General features: G+C 40.6%; 23 protein-coding genes. 7 read left to right on the forward strand and 16 right to left on the reverse strand.

Annotation, left to right across the window (positions count from 1 at the left end; genetic code table 11):
- Positions 1-2 precede the first annotated feature (2 nt).
- The 11 genes from H5180_RS20650 to murJ form a co-directional block, all read right to left on the reverse strand.
- Positions 3-485 carry a pilus assembly protein PilX gene (locus H5180_RS20650; RefSeq protein ID WP_145237244.1) on the reverse strand — a complete coding sequence of 161 codons (483 nt, stop codon included), beginning with the start codon at positions 483-485 and terminating at the stop codon, positions 3-5.
- The gene (locus H5180_RS20655) at positions 473-1462 is read right to left on the reverse strand and encodes a PilW family protein (protein WP_145237247.1); all 990 of its coding nucleotides are present in this window, start codon (positions 1460-1462) and stop codon (positions 473-475) included. The genes H5180_RS20650 and H5180_RS20655 overlap by 13 nt, the downstream gene beginning before the upstream one ends.
- Position 1463: 1 nt before the next feature.
- Entirely contained in the window at positions 1464-2024 is a 561-nt protein-coding gene (gene pilV, locus H5180_RS20660) for a type IV pilus modification protein PilV (RefSeq protein WP_145237250.1), read from the reverse strand.
- 133 nt (positions 2025-2157) lie between these two features.
- Positions 2158-2859 (reverse strand): LytTR family DNA-binding domain-containing protein, encoded by a 702-nt coding sequence (locus H5180_RS20665; RefSeq protein WP_145237253.1) that lies wholly within the window; start codon positions 2857-2859, stop codon positions 2158-2160.
- Complete coding sequence (locus H5180_RS20670) at positions 2856-3896, reverse strand: sensor histidine kinase (RefSeq protein ID WP_145237256.1); 1041 nt, start codon at positions 3894-3896, stop codon at positions 2856-2858. Before H5180_RS20670 ends, H5180_RS20665 begins: the two co-directional genes overlap by 4 nt.
- Before the next feature lie 38 nt (positions 3897-3934).
- A complete protein-coding gene (gene ispH, locus H5180_RS20675; RefSeq protein WP_149980806.1) occupies positions 3935-4864 on the reverse strand; it encodes a 4-hydroxy-3-methylbut-2-enyl diphosphate reductase in 930 nt (309 codons plus the stop codon).
- Positions 4864-5304: an FKBP-type peptidyl-prolyl cis-trans isomerase gene (gene fkpB, locus H5180_RS20680; protein WP_145237262.1), complete on the reverse strand. Its 441-nt coding sequence runs from the start codon at positions 5302-5304 to the stop codon at positions 4864-4866. Before fkpB ends, ispH begins: the two co-directional genes overlap by 1 nt.
- A complete protein-coding gene (gene lspA / locus H5180_RS20685; RefSeq protein WP_145237265.1) occupies positions 5301-5801 on the reverse strand; it encodes a signal peptidase II in 501 nt (166 codons plus the stop codon). The genes fkpB and lspA overlap by 4 nt, the downstream gene beginning before the upstream one ends.
- 9 nt (positions 5802-5810) lie before the next feature.
- Positions 5811-8639: an isoleucine--tRNA ligase gene (ileS, locus tag H5180_RS20690; RefSeq protein ID WP_145237269.1), complete on the reverse strand. Its 2829-nt coding sequence runs from the start codon at positions 8637-8639 to the stop codon at positions 5811-5813.
- A 25-nt stretch (positions 8640-8664) separates the two neighbouring features.
- Positions 8665-9591, reverse strand: coding sequence for a bifunctional riboflavin kinase/FAD synthetase (gene ribF / locus H5180_RS20695; protein WP_182731094.1), 927 nt, complete (start codon positions 9589-9591; stop codon positions 8665-8667).
- Between the two features lie 109 nt (positions 9592-9700).
- Positions 9701-11239, reverse strand: coding sequence for a murein biosynthesis integral membrane protein MurJ (gene murJ / locus H5180_RS20700; RefSeq protein WP_392352530.1), 1539 nt, complete (start codon positions 11237-11239; stop codon positions 9701-9703).
- Positions 11240-11536: 297 nt separating this feature from the next.
- Here murJ and rpsT point away from each other — a divergent pair, with 297 nt between their 5' ends.
- On the forward strand, positions 11537-11797 hold the full coding sequence (gene rpsT / locus H5180_RS20705; RefSeq protein WP_145237275.1) for a 30S ribosomal protein S20: 261 nt from the start codon (positions 11537-11539) through the stop codon (positions 11795-11797).
- A 92-nt stretch (positions 11798-11889) separates the two neighbouring features.
- Here rpsT and H5180_RS20710 read toward each other — a convergent pair whose 3' ends face one another.
- Positions 11890-12273 (reverse strand): response regulator, encoded by a 384-nt coding sequence (locus H5180_RS20710; protein ID WP_145237278.1) that lies wholly within the window; start codon positions 12271-12273, stop codon positions 11890-11892.
- 109 nt (positions 12274-12382) lie between these two features.
- Here H5180_RS20710 and H5180_RS20715 point away from each other — a divergent pair, with 109 nt between their 5' ends.
- The 3 genes from H5180_RS20715 to smrA all read left to right on the forward strand — a co-directional run bounded on the left by H5180_RS20715 (position 12383) and on the right by smrA (position 13890).
- Positions 12383-12832, forward strand: a complete 450-nt coding sequence (locus tag H5180_RS20715) for a hypothetical protein (RefSeq protein ID WP_145237281.1) — start codon at positions 12383-12385, stop codon at positions 12830-12832.
- Between the two features lie 99 nt (positions 12833-12931).
- Positions 12932-13177, forward strand: a complete 246-nt coding sequence (locus H5180_RS20720) for a hypothetical protein (protein WP_145237284.1) — start codon at positions 12932-12934, stop codon at positions 13175-13177.
- 134 nt (positions 13178-13311) lie between these two features.
- Complete coding sequence (gene smrA / locus H5180_RS20725; RefSeq protein ID WP_182758990.1) at positions 13312-13890, forward strand: DNA endonuclease SmrA; 579 nt, start codon at positions 13312-13314, stop codon at positions 13888-13890.
- 30 nt (positions 13891-13920) lie between these two features.
- Here smrA and H5180_RS23665 read toward each other — a convergent pair whose 3' ends face one another.
- Both H5180_RS23665 and H5180_RS20730 read right to left on the reverse strand, forming a co-directional pair.
- Positions 13921-14052: a hypothetical protein gene (locus H5180_RS23665; protein ID WP_257325490.1), complete on the reverse strand. Its 132-nt coding sequence runs from the start codon at positions 14050-14052 to the stop codon at positions 13921-13923.
- Between the two features lie 98 nt (positions 14053-14150).
- Positions 14151-15071, reverse strand: coding sequence for a glyoxylate/hydroxypyruvate reductase A (locus tag H5180_RS20730; RefSeq protein WP_145237291.1), 921 nt, complete (start codon positions 15069-15071; stop codon positions 14151-14153).
- A 169-nt stretch (positions 15072-15240) separates the two neighbouring features.
- Here H5180_RS20730 and H5180_RS20735 point away from each other — a divergent pair, with 169 nt between their 5' ends.
- The 3 genes from H5180_RS20735 to H5180_RS20745 all read left to right on the forward strand — a co-directional run bounded on the left by H5180_RS20735 (position 15241) and on the right by H5180_RS20745 (position 19457).
- Positions 15241-16953 (forward strand): lysophospholipid acyltransferase family protein, encoded by a 1713-nt coding sequence (locus H5180_RS20735; protein ID WP_145237294.1) that lies wholly within the window; start codon positions 15241-15243, stop codon positions 16951-16953.
- A 163-nt stretch (positions 16954-17116) separates the two neighbouring features.
- Positions 17117-18730 (forward strand): ATP-binding protein, encoded by a 1614-nt coding sequence (locus tag H5180_RS20740; protein ID WP_145237297.1) that lies wholly within the window; start codon positions 17117-17119, stop codon positions 18728-18730.
- Positions 18731-18749: 19 nt separating this feature from the next.
- Positions 18750-19457 carry a response regulator transcription factor gene (locus H5180_RS20745; protein ID WP_145237300.1) on the forward strand — a complete coding sequence of 236 codons (708 nt, stop codon included), beginning with the start codon at positions 18750-18752 and terminating at the stop codon, positions 19455-19457.
- Between the two features lie 123 nt (positions 19458-19580).
- Here the strand turns inward: H5180_RS20745 and H5180_RS20750 are convergent, their stop codons facing one another.
- Together H5180_RS20750 and dapE are read right to left on the reverse strand one after the other, a co-directional pair.
- Positions 19581-20252 carry a hypothetical protein gene (locus H5180_RS20750; RefSeq protein ID WP_145237303.1) on the reverse strand — a complete coding sequence of 224 codons (672 nt, stop codon included), beginning with the start codon at positions 20250-20252 and terminating at the stop codon, positions 19581-19583.
- Positions 20253-20479: 227 nt separating this feature from the next.
- A complete protein-coding gene (gene dapE / locus H5180_RS20755; protein ID WP_182758991.1) occupies positions 20480-21667 on the reverse strand; it encodes a succinyl-diaminopimelate desuccinylase in 1188 nt (395 codons plus the stop codon).
- Positions 21668-21918 lie beyond the last annotated feature (251 nt).

Consider the following 21918-nt stretch of genomic DNA (forward strand, 5'->3'; position numbering starts at 1 on the left):
ACTTAACCGCCAGTATTTAAGCTTGCCATTTCCTGAGCAATGCCTGATGTTACTGTTATAGTATGTCTGCTTTTTGAGCCAAACGTAATGGTACTGTTTACCTGCACCATATTGCACGAAATTCCCGCTGTAAAATTAAACTTTCGAGGACATGGTAAGTCTAGTGCACCATTATTTAAATTACTCATCGTACTTGTTGTATCATCTATCTGAGGCAGTTCAAGCGTGCCATTTGGTATTTGAGCTCGAGTATATAGAAAATGACTTGTGCCGCCCTTGTTAGCCTCACCTGCAATCAATTGTTGTACGTTACCCATTAATAAATTTTCAGCTTCTTCTCGCTCAAATGCAGCATTAGTAATTTTTATATCTACACTACTACTGCTCATAAGTGTCACCGCAATGCCAGTGACAGCGACCACCATAATCAAAGCAACGACCAACACAATTCCTTGCTGTTTGGCAGCTGGTTTTAAATACGCCATAAGTTAGCCCCCACATTATTTAAGCGAATAGTTGTTGTAAATAAAGCTCGACGAAACCTGTCATTAAACCTAAGCACTCGTTGACCTGCATCCTCACCTAAAGTATACGTTTGATTGAGCTGATTTAAGTCTGCATATTCTTGTAATGACCGCACCAGTATAAAAACTTGTACGGTTAATATTCCTCGGCGGTTTTCCCAATCTGTTGCTGTCATCATTCCTACGCTTCGATAAGCATCCACACGGCCGTCATTATTTGTATCTAGCCCAAATAAAAAACGCATGTTTTCAACACCTTCCATAATAGTCTCAGTAATCATTTGGTCTTTTCTGGCGCTAAGTCGGCGTCGCATTAGTACCGGCACATTGATATTTTGTCCATTGACTTGATAAGTTTGTTCATCAATGTAATAAACGTGGTGACGATAACGCCAAATCGTTGCATTGCCGTTTATAGTCCCAGCAGCTATTGGGCCTTTGCGAAATTCAGCTCGCTCTTGCTCAGCTATAAAGTAATAATTACTTGAACTGGTATCAGCAGGATCAATTTGCAGACCCTCTAGAAATTTCACCTGTAAGATATCTGTTGTATCGTTTGAATCTGTAATACAGTTCAACTGCGCGCCTCCAGTTGATTCAAGTGCAAATACCGAACGAAAATTACTATTTGCATTATTAACGGGGAAACTACCGTTATTAAGTCCAGAAAAACAATCACCAGTAGGGTTGGTTAGAGTTGTGGTATTTTCTTTCGAAAATGAATCTTCGTAGAATGTCCCCCAAAAACCGATTTGCTCTATATCGCGCTGCATAATATTTAATGCTAAACGACCCGTTTCTTGTAATTCACCAATTACCATAGTATCTCTGGTCGTTACTTTCATACTTATGTAAGTAAACATAACTCCGCCGAGCACTAAACCACCAATAAAAAGTGCGATCATCATTTCGACTAAAGTGAAACCTCGCTGCTTCATGCTAGCTCCTTGAATAAACATAGCTTTTTAGTACCATAACGCGGCGGGTATTACTTTCTTCGCCACATGTTATTTTTTTTGTCTCAGCATTAGCAGTGATCTCTTGACGTCCCCGCCAACTTACCACGACTTGAATATTAAACCCTCTGCCACCATTACCTGCCGCTACAGTATTTTCTATACACACAGTGGCGTCATCGAGCGCGCCAGTATTTTCACGGGCTTGTATTGCACGGATCCATTGTTGACGATCTAGAGCAGCTATTTGAGCTGAGCTACATGTATCGGTGTAACATGTTCGAGACTGTTCTAGTGCTGTGTTACTGGTGAATGTGCCATTATACTGAGTGATTGACGCAACTCGGTCATTTGCTCGTATCCGTTGAATAATGTCATTACCTAAAGCAACTGCTGCTGCTCGTTGCATAGAGTCGAAGCTGGCTTGTTTTGCTTTTGCTTGTAATGCGACCGCACCGAGTAGGCCAAAGCTTAAAATCACAAACGCAATTAAAACCTCTATTAACGTAAAACCATGTTGCGATGTATGCTTGATGGACCTCATATTACACCCAATATAAAACTACCTGATTATAAGGATATGCTAATAATATGTAGATACAAGATGGGTTAGGATGAACGGTTATATTTGTTGATGAATGGTTAACTATGCATTTTTGCTGCAAAATTTAATGTGCTTAAAGATGCTCTTTTACTGTTTTATAAGCGCGTCTACTTACTGGTAATAAACAACTGCAACCTTCTAATAAAACCACATGACTGCCATCTTCAGCTTTTTTTAGAGCGATTAGCCGGGACAGATTAATCACTATCTTGCGGTGAATTCGTAATAACTGTGTAGGATAATCCTGCTCGAGTTGTTTTAAGCTTTGATCAAGCAATGCCTCACCGTTAGTAAAAACTAAACGCGTGTATTTCTCTTCAGCTATAATATAACAAACATCCTCTAATGCCACACTGCGTGTCACCCCCGCAAGCTGATAACTGATTGCCGCTGGACGTTGCTTTTGTAGATGGGCGCGTGTTAAACGACCTAGTTGATCTATTGTTTTTGCTAGATTTTGCTCCGTCACAGGTTTTACTAAATAACCCGCGGCACTGAGTTGCAAAGCTTCTAAGGCATGCTCAGGATGAGCGGTGACGAAAATAATAGCCGGAGGGACAGACAACTTGTTCAATTGTGTTGCAACTTCTAAACCGCTCATAGCAGGCATATCAACATCCAGAAATACAATATCAGGAGCCTGCAGCTTCACTTGTTGCAAAGCCTCGTTGCCATTACTTGCTTGTGCTGCATGGTTATAGTCTGGGTAATGAGCAAGTAATCGCTGTAAGCGAGCACGTGCTAGTGGCTCATCATCAACTATGAGTACCTTCATGCTTGCTCCTTGGCATTATTAATAGCCAGGGGCAGTACTAACTTTACCCGAAAAATATCACCTCGTGTTGTCATTGTCAGCTTTGCATGACCTTGATAATAAAGATCTAACCGCTGGCGAATATTATTCAGCGCCATGCCATTACCTGAGCGTTTCTGCTGCTGCGACGAGATTGGATTTTCAACTAAAATGACTAACGAGCGTTTACTAATATGTAACTCGACGTAAATTATAGCACCAGTCAATGAAGGCTCAACACCGTGACAAACAGCATTCTCTAGCAGTGGTTGTAATGTTAAGCACGGAATAGTTATCTCTGGCAATTGCTCCGGTAATTGCCAGTTGACTTGTAAACGATCAGCAAACCGCCAACTTTCAAGCGCAATATATTGCTGAGTCAGTGCGATTTCATCACTTAGTGCAGTCTCTTTCCCCACTCGCATTGCCGCTTGAGATAATGCCGCGAGCGCTAAAATCGCTTGCTCTGCAGCTTGAGGATCATAATGAGTAAGCTCCGCTGCGGTATTGAGGCTGTTGTATAAAAAATGCGGACGAATACGTGCCTGTAAGGCATCTAGCTCTGCGCGAGCCAACGCATTAGTTTGCTGGTCTTTTTCAAAATGAATAGTTAAAAATTGAATAAATAATGCGGTGACTAAAAAAGCGACTAATAAGTTTCTTAAAATAAACTGATAAGTATGTTGTTGTGCAATAAAGTCGCCTCCATAGGTCACTAACAATCCGCTGAAAACCGCCGTTGTAAGTAGTAATGAAGCCATTAAAGCACTTAATTGCCAAGGCTGACCCAAGTTTGCAAGTGGTTTACGCAGTAAGTAAAGCCAAGTTAGACTAGACAAAAATGTGAGATGTAAAAACAGGCTGATCCCGCCGAGGCGGATCCAAATGTCATCCGCAGTTGCAGGAGCGAAAGCTAGTATAGTGGCGATAACTTGCGCAACGACTAAAGTAGCAAGTACGCCGCGTTCTTTAAACAGCGCCGCAAAAAGCAAAGTATTGGTTTGCACCGACTTGCTCATTGCGCGCTCCTTAATAATGTCCTGTCAGTACGCTAAGGTTAGCGTAGCTCAACGGGTACAGCAAATACGATATTCTCTACTTCGCCAGGGTTTTCAATAACCTGTTTACCGCCTAATTCTTTAAGGCGGTTAATCACTTGTTGTACAAGCACTTCAGGGGCTGATGCACCCGCGGTAACACCAACCGCATTGACATTAGCAAACCATTGATCTTCAACATTACTGGCGTCATCAATTAAGTAAGCAACAGTACCCATTTTATCAGCAAGTTCACGTAACCGATTTGAATTTGAGCTATTTTTAGCACCAACAACTAATAACACATCTACTTTATCAGCTAAGTCACGTACCGCATCTTGGCGATTTTGTGTGGCGTAACAAATATCGTCTTTACGTGGGCCATCAATCGCTGGAAACTTACTTCTTAAGCCATCTATAACATCTGCGGTATCATCTACCGATAATGTAGTTTGGCTACAATAAAATAAGTTATTTGGATTTTTCACGTTTAGTTTGGCAACATCTTCAGGCGTTTCAACTAAATAAATACCACCTTTAGCGTTATCGTATTGCCCCATGGTGCCTTCAACTTCAGGGTGACCATGATGACCAATTAAAATACACTCGATACCTTTACGACTAGCGCGGGTCACTTCCATATGCACTTTAGTGACCAATGGACATGTTGCATCAAATACTTTTAAATCTCGACGCTTAGCTTCACTGCGTACAGCTTGTGACACGCCATGGGCACTAAAAATAACAATGCTGTCGTCTGGCACTTGATCCAATTCTTCAACAAACACCGCACCACGTCTTTTCAAACCATCTACCACGTAGCGGTTATGGACAACTTCATGGCGCACATAGATCGGTTTTTCAAAGATATCTAACGCACGTTCAACGATACTAATCGCACGGTCGACTCCCGCACAAAAACCGCGCGGATTTGCCAATAAAATTTCCATTACCCGTTCACCTCTAAAATATCAACTTCAAAAGTTAAACGTTGACCTGCAAGCGGATGATTAAAATCGATGGTCACAGACTCACCCTGCACTTCACGAACAACTCCTGGTAATTCGGTACCATCAGGTTGAGTAAACGCAATAATAGAGCCAATTTTTGCCGGCGTTTCTGGGCCAAACTTACTACGGTCTACATAGTAAATATTATCTGGGTTTGGTTGACCAAAAGCATCTTCTGGCTCAAGTTCAAATGACTTGCTGTCACCAGACGCTAAACCAAATAAGCATTTTTCAAAGTTAGCCGTTAGACTACCATCACCCATCGTTAATTTTGCAGGCTTATTATGCACTTTGGTTGAATCTGCCGCAGAGCCATCCGATAGCTTAATTGAGAAATGAAAAATAACCTCTGATTTTTCACCTATAACTGCTTGGCTCATGCTTTTTGCTCCTTAGGACTTTCGCCAGTAAAGGCATCAAATAATAATAATGCGGCACCAATACAAATCGCACTGTCGGCAATATTGAACGCAGGAAAATTCCAGCTTTCATAATAAAAGTGTAAAAAGTCAATCACATAACCATGGCTGATACGGTCATATAAATTGCCAATTGCGCCCGCTAATACTAACGAGTAAGCACTGCATAAAATTTTATTAGTGGCAGGTAAACGTTTTAGCCACCAGATCAATAATACGCTGATTGAAATAGCAATAACGCTTAAAAACCAACGTTGCCAACCACCCGCTTCACTTAAAAAACTAAAAGCTGCGCCATAGTTATGCACATAGGTTAAATTGAAAAATGGCAATATATCAATTGATTCGCGTAAATTCATGGTTTTAACAACCAGTGTTTTACTGGCAAAGTCTGCTACTAAAAGTAGCAAACTTAACCAAAGCCACACTAAACCACTTTTTTGGGCTAGTTTGCTCACTTCCTACTCCTATGCGAATTGGCGTGTTTCGCCTTCGCCATCTACGTTGCTAACACAACGACCACAAATTTCTGGATGCGCAGGATTTGCACCTACATCATCACAGTAATGCCAACAACGTTCGCACTTTTGTGCATCGGTAGCTGATACGCTGATGTATAAGCCTTCAATTTCAGTTGTTTGAGTTGCATCTGGTTGTGTATCAACAGCTGTAACAGTAACGTTAGATGTTAAGAATACAAAGCGAAGCTCATCACCCAAAGCTGCTAATTTAGCTGCAAGCTCTGCATTGGCAAAAATATTCACATTAGCTTGGAGTGTCGCACCGATCACGTCTTCTTTACGTGCACCTTCTAACACACGGTTTACTTCATCACGCACAGTAAGAATCGTTAACCAATCGTCATTACTAAACTGGCCTTCGCCAACCGCTTTTAAGCCATCATACCAAACTGAAGTAAACACATATTGGTCACGTTCACCTGGCAGTGCTTGCCAAATCTCTTGTGCGGTAAAGCTCATGATTGGCGCCATCCAGCGAGTCATAGCTTCGGCAATATGATATAGAGCTGTTTGACATGAACGACGGGCATGACTATCACTTTTCGCTGTGTATTGACGGTCTTTGATCACATCTAAATAGAATGAACCAAGCTCACCAGTACAGAAATTCATTAGCTTTTGCGTTACTTGGAGCATTTGGTAACTTTCGTAAGCCGCCAAAATTTCATCTTGTAATTGCGCCGCACGGCCAACAATCCAACGATCAAGTTCAACCATGTCATCAATAGCTACTTGGTCAGTTTTAGGATCAAAACCACTTAAGTTAGCGAGTAAGTAACGGCTAGTGTTACGAATACGACGGTAGCGATCCGCAGAACGGTTGAAGATTTCATCTGATACGGTCATTTCTGCAGTGTAATCAGTTGAAGCAACCCACAAGCGTAAAATATCTGCACCGAGTTTATTCATCACATTCTGTGGTGAAATAACGTTACCTAGCGATTTTGACATCTTACGGCCGTTTTCATCCACAGTGAAACCGTGAGTTAGCACTTGACGATATGGTGCATGACCATTAATTGCCACTGACGTCATCATTGATGACATAAACCAACCGCGGTGTTGATCTGAGCCTTCTAAGTATAAATCAGCTGGACCAACTAAATCTTCGCGAGCATCAACCACACAGGCGTGCGTTACACCAGAATCAAACCATACATCTAATGTATCTTGCACTTTCATGTATTGCTGAGCATCAGCTTCACCAAGTAAAGTTGCAGGCTCTAAGTCGTACCATGCTTGAATACCTGATTTTTCAACCAGCAGGGCTGCTTTTTCAATCAAAGCTTGAGTATCAGGATGAAGAGCACCGGTGTCTTTATCAACAAACAGTGCAATTGGAACACCCCAGGTACGTTGACGTGAAATACACCAATCTGGGCGACCTTCAACCATGTTTGCTATGCGGCTTTCGCCCCATTCTGGCAACCACTGAGTGTTTTTAATCTCTTTTAATGAATCTTGGCGCAAATTAGCTTGATCCATACTAATGAACCACTGCGGCGTTGCACGGAAAATAATTGGCGTTTTATGACGCCAGCAATGCGGGTAACTGTGCGTTAAGGCATGGTGATGCATAAGCGCATTACGCTCAGTCAGCACATCAACTACACTCGCATTGGCTTTGAATACATGTTGACCTGCAAAAAGCTCAGTGTCAGGTAAATAAACACCATTTGCACCAACCGGGTTAGCCACCTCTAAGCCGTATTGTAGACCTGCCACGAAATCTTCTTGACCGTGGCCAGGTGCTGTATGCACGATACCCGTACCAGAATCAGTAGTAACATGATCGGCCACAATCACTGGTACATTAAAATCATAAAATGGATGCGCCACTTGTAAATTTTCAAGTGCTGAACCCGTTACATAACCTAATACGTGAAAGTGCTTAAAGCCGTAGCGATCCATTGCATCTTTAACTAGCTCTGACCCTATAATCAAACGCTGCTGCGCGCCTTCATCATCAACTTGCACTAAGGCATATTCTAGTTCAGCATGTACGGCAACCGCACGGTTAGCTGGCAGTGTCCATGGTGTAGTTGTCCAGATCACTGTACTGACTGTACCTTTACCTTCATGATCGGCTTTTAAATCAAAGGCACTAACAACGGCTGCTTGATCAACAAACTCAAAACGCACATCAATCGCTGGTGATTGCTTATCTTGATATTCAACCTCAGCCTCGGCCAAAGCAGAACCACAATCAGTACACCAATGCACAGGCTTTGCGCCTTTGTGTAAATGGCCTTTTTCGATGATACGTCCAAGCACACGAATTGCGTTTGCTTCGAAGTCAAAATTCATGGTTAAGTAAGGCTTATCCCAATCAGCAAATACGCCTAAACGTTTAAAATCAACTTTTTGGCCTTCAACTTGTTTTTTAGCGTATTCACGACATTTCTCACGGAATTCTGCAGCCGTGACTTTCACGCCTGGCTTACCCACTTTTTTCTCTACCATTAATTCAATCGGTAGACCATGGCAATCCCAACCAGGTACGTAAGGCGCATCAAAATCAGATAAGGTTTTTGATTTAACAATAATATCTTTTAGAATTTTATTTACTGAATGACCTAAATGGATATCGCCGTTCGCATACGGAGGGCCGTCATGCAAAATAAAGGTTTTTTTACCTTTCTTAGCGTTGCGAATTTGACCGTACAGGTCGTCTTCATACCATGTCTTAAGCATTTTTGGCTCACGTTGTGCCAAATTGCCGCGCATTGGAAACGTCGTTTCCGGTAAATTCAAAGTATGCTTGTAGTCGCTCATTAATCCTAGTTTCCGTATCGGCTACCTAATTTAAACCAAAACACTGTTTAGCGGCAGCAACATCAGTTGCTATTTGTGCCGTCAATTGTGTTAATGTCTCGAATTTTTTCTCATCGCGAAGCTTTTTAATTAACTCCACGTGCATAAACTGTCCATAAATATCTTGCGCAAAGTCGAACAGATGAACTTCTAATAATGCGCGTGTTCCATTAAATGTGGGTTTGTTGCCAATATTTGCAACCCCATACACTGTTTTATCGTTTAACGTTACTTGTACCGCAAACACCCCATTTACAGGGCATACTTGCCGCTTTAACGCAATATTTGCAGTCCTAAATCCTAATTCACGACCGCGTTTCCAGCCATGGATCACTCGCCCTGATATTGCGTAATCATGACCTAGCATCGCTTTGGCTTGCGCTAACTGACCTTCAGCTAATGCTTGGCGGATCAAGGTGCTGCTTACTCTAGCATTTAATTGCCGAAAACTCGCGGTGCTTTTTACATCCATATGAGCCGCGAGGCCCATTTTTTTTAGTAAATTAAAGTCACCTTGACGTCTTTTACCAAAGCGAAAATCATCACCTACGGTTAGCGCTTTGACACCCAACTTGTTGATCAGTATCTCTGTTACAAATTGCTCTGCTTCCATATTGGCAAATTGCTGATTAAAACTAATACAAATTACCCGTTCAACGCCTAACTTTGCTAACAAACCTAGCTTGTCGCGTAACCGCGTTAATCGAGCTGGCGCATTATCTCTGGCAAAAAACTCTTGTGGCTGAGGCTCAAATAACATTACCGTACTCGGTAAGTTATATTTTTTAGCGTCATTGAGTAATCCATTGAGTACTTCACCATGACCTAAGTGCACACCATCAAAATTACCAATGGTCAACACACAACCATAATGCTGTGTGCGAATATTGTGGATACCTCTAATTAACTCCATGCCACCTAATGCCTTTGTAAGCGTTATGTACCGAGTAAAATTTCACTTGGGTTACAGAATCACCGATTATACCCAAACCACTTCAAGATGCGAGTTTCAGTTGATTTTTTTAGTCTGATTGAGCACTAACAACGTTTTTTATGGTATTTAGTCTTACCCCGAGTAAAAACAACACTAAAAAGTACACCCCCCCTGCCAGAGCGAGTAAACCTATCAATAAAACAACTTGCTCACTAAAATGCCACTGACGCCATAAAAACTGTGTCGCAGCGTACCAAACTACAGCCCCCATCAATAAGGCGGCGAGCAAACATTTGCAGGTAAACAATAAACTAAAACGCGAAAACTGATAAACCTGCTCTTTGCTTAATTGACGATAAAGCAGGTACGCATTACAACTGGCCGACATTGAAGTCGCAAGCGCCAATCCTAAGTAACCTATAAATGGTGCTAACATAATATTAAAGACCATGTTCAACACCAGCGTAATAATGCCAATACGCACCGGAGTTTTAGTGTCTTGACGTGCATAAAATCCCGGCGCTAAAACTTTGATCAACATAAAACTGACAAGCCCAACAGAGTAAGCCATCACCCCTAAACTCACGGCCTGAACATGATCGACATCACCTTGACTAAACGCGCCATGATCAAATAATACAGAGATGATTAACGGGCTAATGATCATCAAACCAATCATCGCAGGTAAGCCTAAAAAGATCACAAACCGCACTCCCCAGTCTAAGGTGTGCTGAAAATCGCTGCTTTTTTCGCTGCTATGTAATTTAGATAGCGCAGGTAAAATAACCGTCGCGATGCCAATGCCAAATAACCCCAGTGGAAATTCGATTAGGCGGTCAGAATAATATAACCAAGCAATTGACCCTGTCATTAGCAATGACGCTATCATGGTATCAAGCAGTAGATTAATTTGACTAATAGATACCCCAAACAACGCCGGTAACATTAACTTACGGACTTTTTTTACATTTTCGTCCTGCCAGGCCCAACGTGGTTTACTGAGCATTTTCGCTCGGTACAGAAACGGCAATTGAAACAATAACTGCACCACTCCACCGACAAACACACCAATAGCTAGCGAATAAGCACCAACCGAGAATTTATCGTGTAATAAGATTGCACAGGCAATAATCGAAATATTCAACAGCACTGGCGTAAAGGCCGCAACAGCAAAACGATTATAAACATTCATCACCGCGCCACTTAGTGCAACAAGACTTACAAAAAATAAATAGGGGAACGTTAGCTTAAGTAAGCTACTGGCTAATACAAATTTTTCACCGTCTGGGCCACCTTGCCACCACTCAATAAACCACCCAGTACCAAATAGTGCTGCAATAATTGGCGATGCAATTACACCGATAATAGTTACAACCAGTAAAATAGTACCAAGTGTGCCAGCGGCTTGAGCAACAAACAGCCTGACTTTGTCGTCTCCTTGTTGCTGTTTGATTTCCGACAAAACTGGCACAAATGCTTGCGCAAATGCCCCTTCAGCAAATAAGCGGCGCAAAAAGTTGGGAATACGATTAGCGAATAAAAAAACGTCGGCGGCAGCACCTGCGCCAAGTAAATTTGCGACAACAGCATCTCGCACTAATCCTAAAACACGCGATATCATTGTCATTGCACTTACAATCATACCGGAACGAAATAATCCTTTTGCCACACTAAACCTGCTTTAAAACCAACGATAAAACCAATTATGCCACAGTCTTTTTTATAAATCGCTCTAAAGCACTAGGCTGAACTCACCGCCTTTGTTACAATAGCGGTATTAACTGTGCTAGAGCGGCAAATTGATGTTCGTTATATAGGAGCAGTTTTTCTTGGTATGTCAAATTTTTATTGACATTCACGATTAAAAAAGGCATATTCCACGGCCTTTAAATTAAGCTTATTTTAAGATTGTTAGGAGCAAACCTTGGCTAACATCAAGTCTGCAAAAAAACGCGCTATCACTAGCGAAAAAAACCGTCAGCATAACGCAAGCCGTCGTTCAATGATGCGTACATACTTCAAAAAAGTAGTTGTTGCTATTGAAGCGGGCGACAAGGAAGCTGCACAGCAAGCTTTCGCAGTTGCTACACCTATTTTAGACCGTTATGCAACTAAAGGTCTAATTCACAAAAACAAAGCAGCTCGTCATAAGAGCCGCATAGCAGCTAAGATCAAAGCGCTATAATTTGTTTTTGCTAGAATATAAAAAACCGGTCTTGACCGGTTTTTTTATATCTATCATTTAACGCTTAAAATTATTTAAACACTGTTGTTGCGTTAAACAACGTCTAATTCTGGATAAAACTTTTTCAACATTGCCGCTATTTTCTTCGGTGTAAATGGTTTTACCACAAATCCTTTAGCCCCTTTATCGATTGCATCTTTAACATTCTCAACCGTTGAGTGAGCCGATACCATAACGACATTAGTTTGTGGGTTTATTTCATTGATCTGCGCGATAATCTCTTTACCATCACCGTCTGGCAACTCAATATCTAAAAAAATAATATTATAATCGGCCGCTTGGCAAGCACTTATACATTGCGCAGCTGTCGACGCTTCTCTAACATTTTCAATACCTAAGTGCATTAATGTTTGATGGAGAAAGCTGCGCACTGTTCCCACATCATCCACTATTAAAATTGAAAGCTGCGTATTCATTGTTGATCCCCGTAGGTTATGAACTAGGTTTAAGTTATTATGCTTAATAACTTTTCTAATTTAATAATCTCATTATAGAGAGCTCTGCTTAAAAGGCCAGATTTGCTTTATGTCAAATAATATAAAAAAACAATCCTTGCTAGGAAAAACGCCTCAACGAAAAAAACCAACGGCACCAACTAACAAGCGAAAAGCGCCTGCTCAGGCAAACGTCACGCAAGCACAAACACAAACTGCTAGTAGTGAATTAACTGAAACAAAAAAAAGCCGCACAGGCATTATTGTAGCGGGTGTTATTGTGTTTGCTATTTTAGTTATCCCCAAACCACAGTTATTAACCTATGAAAAATTAGGATTAGTAACGCAAAGTGTATATTGGCCGGGACTGTTTGGTTATGGCGCCATGTTATTTGACTCAAATTTGCAGCCAAATGCCGATTTAGCGCGTAATAGCCTTTATTTATGTCAAAACAATAAGCAACCAGATACTTGTCAAAAATATCGAGTAACCGAACAAGCCGGCTTTTTTTCTGCATTACAAAAATTAATTTTGGATTAAAAAAACTAATCTGAAAATATAAAATTACTTGGTTGAAAGGTGCGCAAAATATCAACATAATGGCGCTCCTTTTTTCAACACTTGAACAACGATACAACCATGCTAAACGAGCTAGATTGGCTTTTAAATATTATCCTGTTAGCCCTAGGATTAGGGGCGTTTTTTATCAATCAATTAACAATACTGCGTGTAGCGGCGATCAGCGCCTGTGCTTTACTGTTTTTGTCATTTAGCTTGGATTTAATGTCGTCGAGTGTTATTTCAAACATGAGTTTAGTGTTGATAAACACGTTTTACTTGTTCAAGGTTTATACCTTTGGGCAATTAAATGTGCCGCAAAATTAATATCTCTCCCTAGATAATTTTATGTACCCTACCGGGCTTTGCTCGGTAGGGTATTTTTTTGCGCGAATAGAACTTGGGCAGCAAAATGAACTAAGTTAAAATCATCGGCGTATTATGCTACTTTGGGTATCACTATGCCTTTAACTGACTCTGATTTATTTTTAACGTCTATGGAAGACGTTGCTCGCCTAGATCACGATACGATCGAACCATCACAACACTTAACTGGCCCCTCTTTAGCCCAGCAACAAAAACGCAAAGCCGCAGAATTAAATTTAAACATCGATGAAAGTTATCTACGTAGTGAATTAGTCGAGCTATTAGAGCCTAATGCACTATTGAGTTATAAAAATGCGGGAGTGCAAGATGCTGTATTTAAAAATCTTCGATTAGCTAAGTATCAGCTTGATGCGACACTTGACTTACATGGCCAAACACTAAAAAACGCACGCCAAGCCTTATTTGAATTTATAACTGATTGCCAAAAAAGTAATATTCGTGTGGTAGTGATCCGCCACGGCACTGGTATCAAAAACAAAAAGACCCCTGGGGTGTTAAAAAGTTATACCAATAAATGGCTACAAGAAATTGACTGCGTATTAGCCTTTCATAGTGCACTTAGGCATCATGGTGGCAGTGGTGCAAGCTATGTGTTAATTAAAAAAAGTGATGAGAAGAAGAGTGAGAACCGGGAGCGTCATAGTAAACGCTAACCCGGCTTCGATATCAATTGTTGGTTCTATTTATTCTGTTTGGCTTTGTAAAACGGGGGCTTGTTCACTTGCATTAGCTTGATTAAACCATGCAGACACACCCATTAAGACCACTGAAATAACGATAATACTAAATTTAACGCCTGTTTGATGCTGTTTCATTGTACACCTTATTATTATTGTTAGTGTTTTTTGAATTACCTAGACTAACTAAAATTACAGATGTTAACAAGATGTACTGCACTATTGTCGCTGAACTTTTAATAACCTTTTGTTCTATCAACCTGATTATTTAATTTAAGGCCTGTTTTCATACGTTGTACATTATTAGCAATCTGCTGCGTTACAGTTTCCAGATCAGACAATGCCGCGCAATGGGGAGTCATTGTAACCGCTGAATGATGCCAAAAAGGATGCTCTGCAGCTAATGGCTCTTGTGCAAAAACATCCAATGTTGCTCCTCTTATAATTTGATTATCTAATGCCCAAAGTAAATCGTCTGCAACGACGTGCTGGCCTCGCGCTACATTGATGAGCACGGCATGACTTGGTAGCTGCATTAATAAGTTGCGATTAATAAAGCCCTTCGTTTGCGTGGTTAGTGGTAATAAACACACGAGATAATCAGCCTGTGCTAACAAACTTGGTAATTCACTTACTTGATGAATACAATTTACTTCGGGTATATTTTTAGGGCTTTGTGAAAATGCACTTACGGTAAAATTATTAGCCAGTAAACGTTTAGCGCAGCTTTGTCCTAACTCACCAAAACCTAAAATCACAACATGATTATGACTATAAGCGCGTTTTGGCAGCCATTGTCGTTGTTGTTGCTTAATCACATAGTCTTTAAGCCTTAACTTATGCGCTAAAATATGGGTAAGCACATACTCTGCCATATCATGAGCTAAATTTTCATCAACGATGCGTGTCACAATGACATTGTCAGGGAGTAAGTTTAAATCAATGCTATCGACCCCTGCGCCAAATGAAGAAACTACTTTTAAATTCGGTAGTTGTGCCCACATATCTGCAGGTGCCAGCCAAGCAAGCACAAATTCAACATCCTCTAAGTTATCACAGTCTGGCCACTGTGAAATTTTTACACCTGGTAATTTAGTCGCTAACGCAGTAATAATTTTACTGCAATCACGTCCACTAATCGCAACGAGTACGCTCATGTTATGCCTATAGAGTTGTTGATTTGCAAAGAGTATAACCTTTGTTAAAACATTTAATCTAATCGAATTACTGCTCGGCTCTTTAAAAAGTCACACAACTGCAACCTAATTGTCATGGCAAGCTTTTACTCTGGCGATATATTGATCACCATATGCAAACGAGGTAATTATGATCAGTGTTGATAAAGTAATCGCAGCAAATCTACCACAATTAGAAAACTCACCTAAAGTAAAAAGTTTAGTTAAAAAAGGGTTAGGTTATTTGCTTCACGAACAAGAATTTGTTGCATTTGGTGATGCCTACCCGCACTTACAAGGCATTGAGTTTGTTGAGCAAGTGTTGGATGAACTAGATTTTGATACTCGCTACAAGCCAAAGCAGATTGAGAATATTCCTAGTGAGGGTAAGTTAGTTATTGTTGCTAACCACCCTATTGGCTCTTTAGATGCACTGGCATTAATTAAAGTATTATCAAGTGTTCGTAAGGATTTAAAGGTCGTTGCCAATCGCATGTTAATGTCAGTTACGCCAATGCACTCATTATTACTGCCGGTCGATAATTTATCGGGTGACAGTAAAAAGCAAGAACTCAATAATATCCACCAGCACCTTAAAGAAGCTGGGGCCATTCTCATTTTCCCAGCAGGTGAAGTGTCGCGTTTAAGCCCTACCGGAATTAAAGATTGCAAGTGGAATAGTGGTTTTTTACGGATCGCAAAAAAAGCCAATGCGCCAATTTTACCGATTTTTATTAAAGCCAAAAATAGCCCACTTTTTTATGGCACATCGATGATTTACAAGCCTTTAGCGAGTTTATTACTGGTTAAAGAAATGTTTAAACAACGACAAAAATCATTAGAGTTTGAAATTGGCGCATCGATACCTCCAGAGTCTTATTTAATTGAAAACCTTAAAGACAAAGAAGTAGTCAATCTGATCCGTAAGCAGCTTTATGCACTTACCTCAAAGAAAACCTTACCGCTTAAAACACAAGCACCCATCGCCTCCTCAGAATGCCGCAAGGAACTAAAAAAAGCCATCGAACAGTGTGAGCTATTAGGCACAACTCAAGACGGCATGCAGATATACCTTTATCAATATCAAGGCAGCTCAGCGATTTTCAGAGAGCTTGGCCGGTTACGAGAGATTTCGTTTCGCACTGTTGGTGAAGGCAGTGGTAAGCGTCGTGATATTGATAAGTACGATATGGATTATCAGCACTTGGTTTTATGGGACGGCTCACAACTTGAATTGGTTGGCGCATACCGACTTGCTTGTGCTCAAGCTATTATTGATAAACACGGCCGCAAAGGTTTATATACTGATAGCTTATTTTCTTACAGTGATGCAATGACTCCTTACTTTGCTGCAGGTATTGAACTGGGTCGCAGCTTTGTACAACCTAAATACTGGGGTCGTAAAAGTCTTGATTATTTATGGTATGGGATTGGCGCGTTTGTGAAAAATTATCCTCAGTATCGCTACCTCTATGGCGCAGTCAGTGTCTCTAACGCGTTGCCAGAACCAGCCAAAGCCATGTTAGTTCATTATTATCAGCATTATTACGGCGCTAAGCAGGTTATAGCTACACCTAATAATGAGTTCAAACTCACAGAGCAGCAACTCATACAGTGCGCAAATCTATTTAGCGGTGATGATGTCAAAGAAGACTTTGTTGAGCTCAAACATGTGCTCGCAAACATGGGTGCCCAAGTACCCACTTTATTTAAACAATACACCGAACTATGTGAGCCTGGCGGCGTACAGTTTTTAAGTTTTAGTGTTGATCCTGATTTCAATAATTGTATTGATGGCTTAGTGCTTGTTGATCTTGAAAAAGTAAAAGAAGGCAAAGCAAAAAGATATTTAGGAAAGAACTAAGAACGCAAAGGTGTATAAAATAAGGACGACCAGCCATCTAGCTTATTTACTAAACCTACTTTTGATCCGTAACGTGAATTTGCGTTCGCTGTATGCTATCAAAAGTAGTTTTTATGTGCAGATATGATAAAGTGGTTGTACACAAATTGTTGACAGAACAGCTATGAAAAGGTCCCTGCTATTTTTATCTTTTATCATTATTTTTTCGGTAGTTAGCATTCAATTATTGGTGATACCTCATTTTGAAAGTAACGTCAGGTACCCTACTGAAAAATGGGCTTTAGAGTTTTTAACATCAGGCTCTACGGATCTTCTTGCACAACAATTACAATCCATACCTAAACACCAGAGAATGGCCTACTTACAAAACATACAAGCTAATTTTGGCTTTGAACTTACTTTACAAGACTATCAACAAAGTGATTTTTCAAGTGAGCAACAATCTTGGCTCGCAGAGGATAAAATTTGGGGTGATCCGCAAACAGATTTAGCATATCGAAAAATAGATGACGAACAGCTATTAGTAATTGTAAAACCCAATACGGTTCCTAAGCATCTGATCAACGAAGCGCAACGTTGGATGATGGGCTCTTTTTACCTACTGAATAATATGCTGATGCAACACCCACAGCAGAGCTGGCCGTCGATAATTGATTCGCTCAGTGATGATTTTACATATCCCGTTGCACTGATGACATTGAGTGAGTTAACTTACACAGAGCAACAAATAGCCCAATTAAAAACAGGAGCTATTGTGACCATATCAACTGCGGATTCTGATTTTATTGGCTATCCCGCCGACATTGCCGTACAGCGCATCAAAAATAGCGATAAAGTAATTGTACTTGGCCCTTTTAGCCCTCAACTAAAGGGCAAAGTGGTGTACATGTTAAGTATCTTTTATTTTATATTCGGCTTTTTTCTGCTTATACCAATTATAATATGGTTAATTCCTGGCTGGCGCTCTATGTTATCGCTCAATAAAGTGGCGATATTACTTGGACAAGGTAAATTTGATGCTCGCGCTAAGCTAATTCGTTTTAGCCATCTAAACCACTTGTCCAAAACGTTTAATACCATGGCCGAAAAAATACAACGCCTTATCTCTTCTCATAAAACTCTGATCAATGCTGTATCACATGAATTGCGAACTCCCATCGCACGCATTGAATTCAATGTTGAATTACTTAGAAATAGTACAACCAATGACTATCAACTAGGGCAACTAGAGCGGATTGAATTATCTTTGAATGAACTAAATTCATTAGTGTCAGAAATGCTTACACATGCTCGATTTGAGCGCGAAATACCCACTCTTACATTTGCAACCGTTGAACTTAATCATTGGATAAAACAAGAGTTAATCTGTTGGCAAGAAGCCAACCCTGATACTGAGATTGTTTTACTTGAACAAGGCGCTTGCCATGCAATGATTGATAAGTTTTATATGAGCCGTGCATTAAGTAATTTAATGCGCAATGCCATAGCGTATGGAAGAAACCATATTCAAGTAAGCTATGAACAAACCGCAAAAGGCTGGCTGATTTGTGTTGCTGATAACGGTGATGGTATTCCTTTACCCTGTGCTGAGAAGGTATTTGAACCATTCTATCGAGAAGATCAAAGTCGTAATTTGCAAGTCGGTGGAACCGGACTAGGCCTTGCAATCGTTAAACAAATTTTAGGCTGGCATGAAGGAACCGCGAGTGTTGAGCCATCCAGCTTAGGTGGTGCATGTTTCATACTAAATTGGCCAGCCAAACGCACACATCGATAATCCACATAGAGAACAAGAAATGAAAACAAAGATTTTAGTGGTAGAAGATGATTTACCGCTTGCTGAGTCAATTCAAGAGTATTTAACGATTGAAGGCTATCAGGTTGAAATAGAATCAAATGGCGAGCATGCGGTCTCCCGTATTCTTCAGTGGCAGCCAGCTCTGGTGCTGCTTGACGTTATGTTACCGAACAAGGATGGCTTAACGGTATGCCGCGAAGTAAGGCAGTCATACAGCGGCTATATTTTGATGTTTACTGCACGAGAAGAAGAAATTGATCAGGTTGTAGGGCTTGAAATTGGTGCCGACGATTATTTATTAAAGCCGGTGAAACCTCGCTTACTACTGGCAAAAATTAAAGCTTTTTTAAGACGTGGACATCCCACAGATCCACTCGCCATAAAGCCACAAACGAAAGAGTCTATAACGTTTGGGCAATTAATCATTAATACGCACAACCGAACTGTCTCTTTAGCAACGCAACATATCCAGCTCACAGACGGCGAATATGACGTACTGCTACTGCTTGCTAAAAATGCAGGAGTTATTCTGTCACGTAGTGACATTGTTGAAAAAATAAAAGGTTATCACTATGATGGAATTGAACGTGGTGTTGATAATCATATTAGCCAGTTACGCAAGAAGCTCGGTGATAATGCGCGTAACCCAATAAAAATTAAGACTATCCGTTCCAAAGGCTACTTATTTGTAGTTAGTGCGTGGTAGTTCTAGGTGGATATGGCGCTATATCTCCAACATGGGAGTAGCGCCTTTGAGAGACTTGAACTGTGGATAATACATCTATCTCAGCAACTATTTCACACTAACCAGAGGAGTTTTAATCTAAAGTTATTCTTCAGCCATTACTCGTTTACCATTACTATCGACAACTAATAAATATGAAGCGCCAAAATTACCCGCACATAAATCGATAGCCTGATTGGCAACTTTTAGGCCATTAGCACAATTACTCACCGCTAAGAACGCTGTGACACTGCCCTTTTTTGTAGTTAATACTTTTTTATCATCAATTGACACATCATACTCGCCGTTGGCAAATAAACGCACATTAAATACATCTGCAGTATTGTTTTGTTTTTTATCAATGACAGACAAAGCCCGCTTACCTGAAGATTGCCAAGCAATTACCCATAAATCGTCGTTATTACTCAAGGTTGTATTTATGCGTTCCTCTTTATTCGCATTGATACTATCTTTAACTCCCAAGTTAATCATGTTATTGATTGCTTTATAACTGTAGTTATAGCGACTACCCACAGCATTCGCCTCTACATCGCCCGCAGCGATATTATCACTATCGAATAAACCACTGTAGCCGGTGCTAATACTCCTTTTTTTGACATGAAAGTCAGCCATATAATCCAATGAATTTATGAAAGACATATTTGCTTGATGGGTTAATTTATCATCTAATTCATCCGTGCTTTCACCACATCCACTTAAAGCAGCTGCCACACCAAACAACAGTGCAATACTAAATCCTTTATTACTGGTGCTCATAACAATCTCCATAATGTTTAATTTTATCAACGCTAAAAACCGCACTAAACGCTGTTATTACTTTAATAATTTTTTATTAATCAATTACTAAGTATTTTATTTCGAATAGCGAAATTTACTGAAAAAATGTTAGCATATCCTTTACGAGACATCTCTCAGCGCTTGTCGGACATTGTCAGAAATTGTCTGTTTATAATGAACAGTTTAATGATGGCCTTGCGTTATAGTCAGCTGATACGGCTAAATACCTGCTCTAAAAGCTGTGTATATATTTTCTCAATTTTTAGTAAGTCATTAATAGGCACATGCTCGTTAACTTGGTGGATGGTATTATTTCGTACCCCGCATTCAATCACTTGGGTGTAATCATTGGCAAAAAACCGCCCATCAGAAGTTCCGCCACTGGTACTTAATAAAGGATAACTGCCTGTCACATTAAAAATAGCTTGTTCAACTTGAGTCAATAAACAGCGACGCGTTTGATGACTCGTATAAAAAGGCTCACACGGACGCTCCCATTCCACACTCAGCAAAGCTTGTAAATCGTCTAACGCGAATTGAATCTCATTTTTTATATCACTGCTTTTATAACCATGGCTATAACGAATATTAAATGTCATTTCACATCGTGCTGGCACCATGTTATCGACAACATTAGCAATATTAATCCCGGTTATTTGCAAGCTCGTATGTGAACTTGGCTCGTCACGCTGCCAAGTTATGCTAGTCAAGCGCTTGATTACTTCTGCACTAAGATGAGCTGCATTGATGGTGTTTTCTGGATAAGCAACATGCCCTGCTTTGCCGTTGATCACTAACCGCGCAGACAGTGCACCTCGACGGCCATTTTTGATTGTATCACCAACATGCAAATGACTGGTTGGCTCGCCGACAATGCAGCCGTCAAGTTGGATGCCCTGTTGCGCTAAACGCTCGGCAATCAGTAGTGAACCATATTCCGCTTCCCCTTCTTCATCAGAGGTGATCAACCAGTAAAAAGTACCTTTTTTTGCAGCTACGTTAGCCAGTAATGCACGACTGGCACATAACATGGCGGCAACGCCCCCTTTCATATCAGCAGCGCCTCGGCCATAAATCGCGCCATCAATAATATCACCTGAAAATGGTTCTGCTCGCCACGCTCCTCCAAATGCGGGGACCACATCAATATGCCCCGAAAAAGCATAGCGTGGCCCATCACCAAAGCTTACTTTAGCTATTAAGTTAGTAACATTATTAAAGGTAAACTGTTCACAGTTAAAGCCAAGGTCTGTTAACTGCTTTGCTAACCAGTCTATTGCCCCGGCTTGCTGTGGCGTAACAGATTTAAATTGGATCAGCTTTTGAAGGTAACTGACCACAGTATCAGTGTGGATTGCATCATTCGTGGTGTGAGATTGGATAGCTAAAGTCATAATTAACACCCTTATTAAGAGAGAGTGTATTCATTACAACCTGAATTTATGACCGCTTTATGAAACACGGATTATACTAATCGTTTTAAGTTACTGACCATTTATAGCGACAGAAAAATACAGTGATAACAAGGCAGAGATTTTGACATGTAGTTGTTCTCGGCAATTGCTCCTGCATTGCTCTACCTCTTGCATCCATGCAGTCGTACATGAAAAATTACTAACGCAGTTAGCGCTTTATTTAGCGCGCT

It is taken from the genome of Pseudoalteromonas sp. SR41-4 (genome assembly GCF_014163985.1).
GTDB classification, from domain to species: domain Bacteria; phylum Pseudomonadota; class Gammaproteobacteria; order Enterobacterales; family Alteromonadaceae; genus Pseudoalteromonas; species Pseudoalteromonas rhizosphaerae.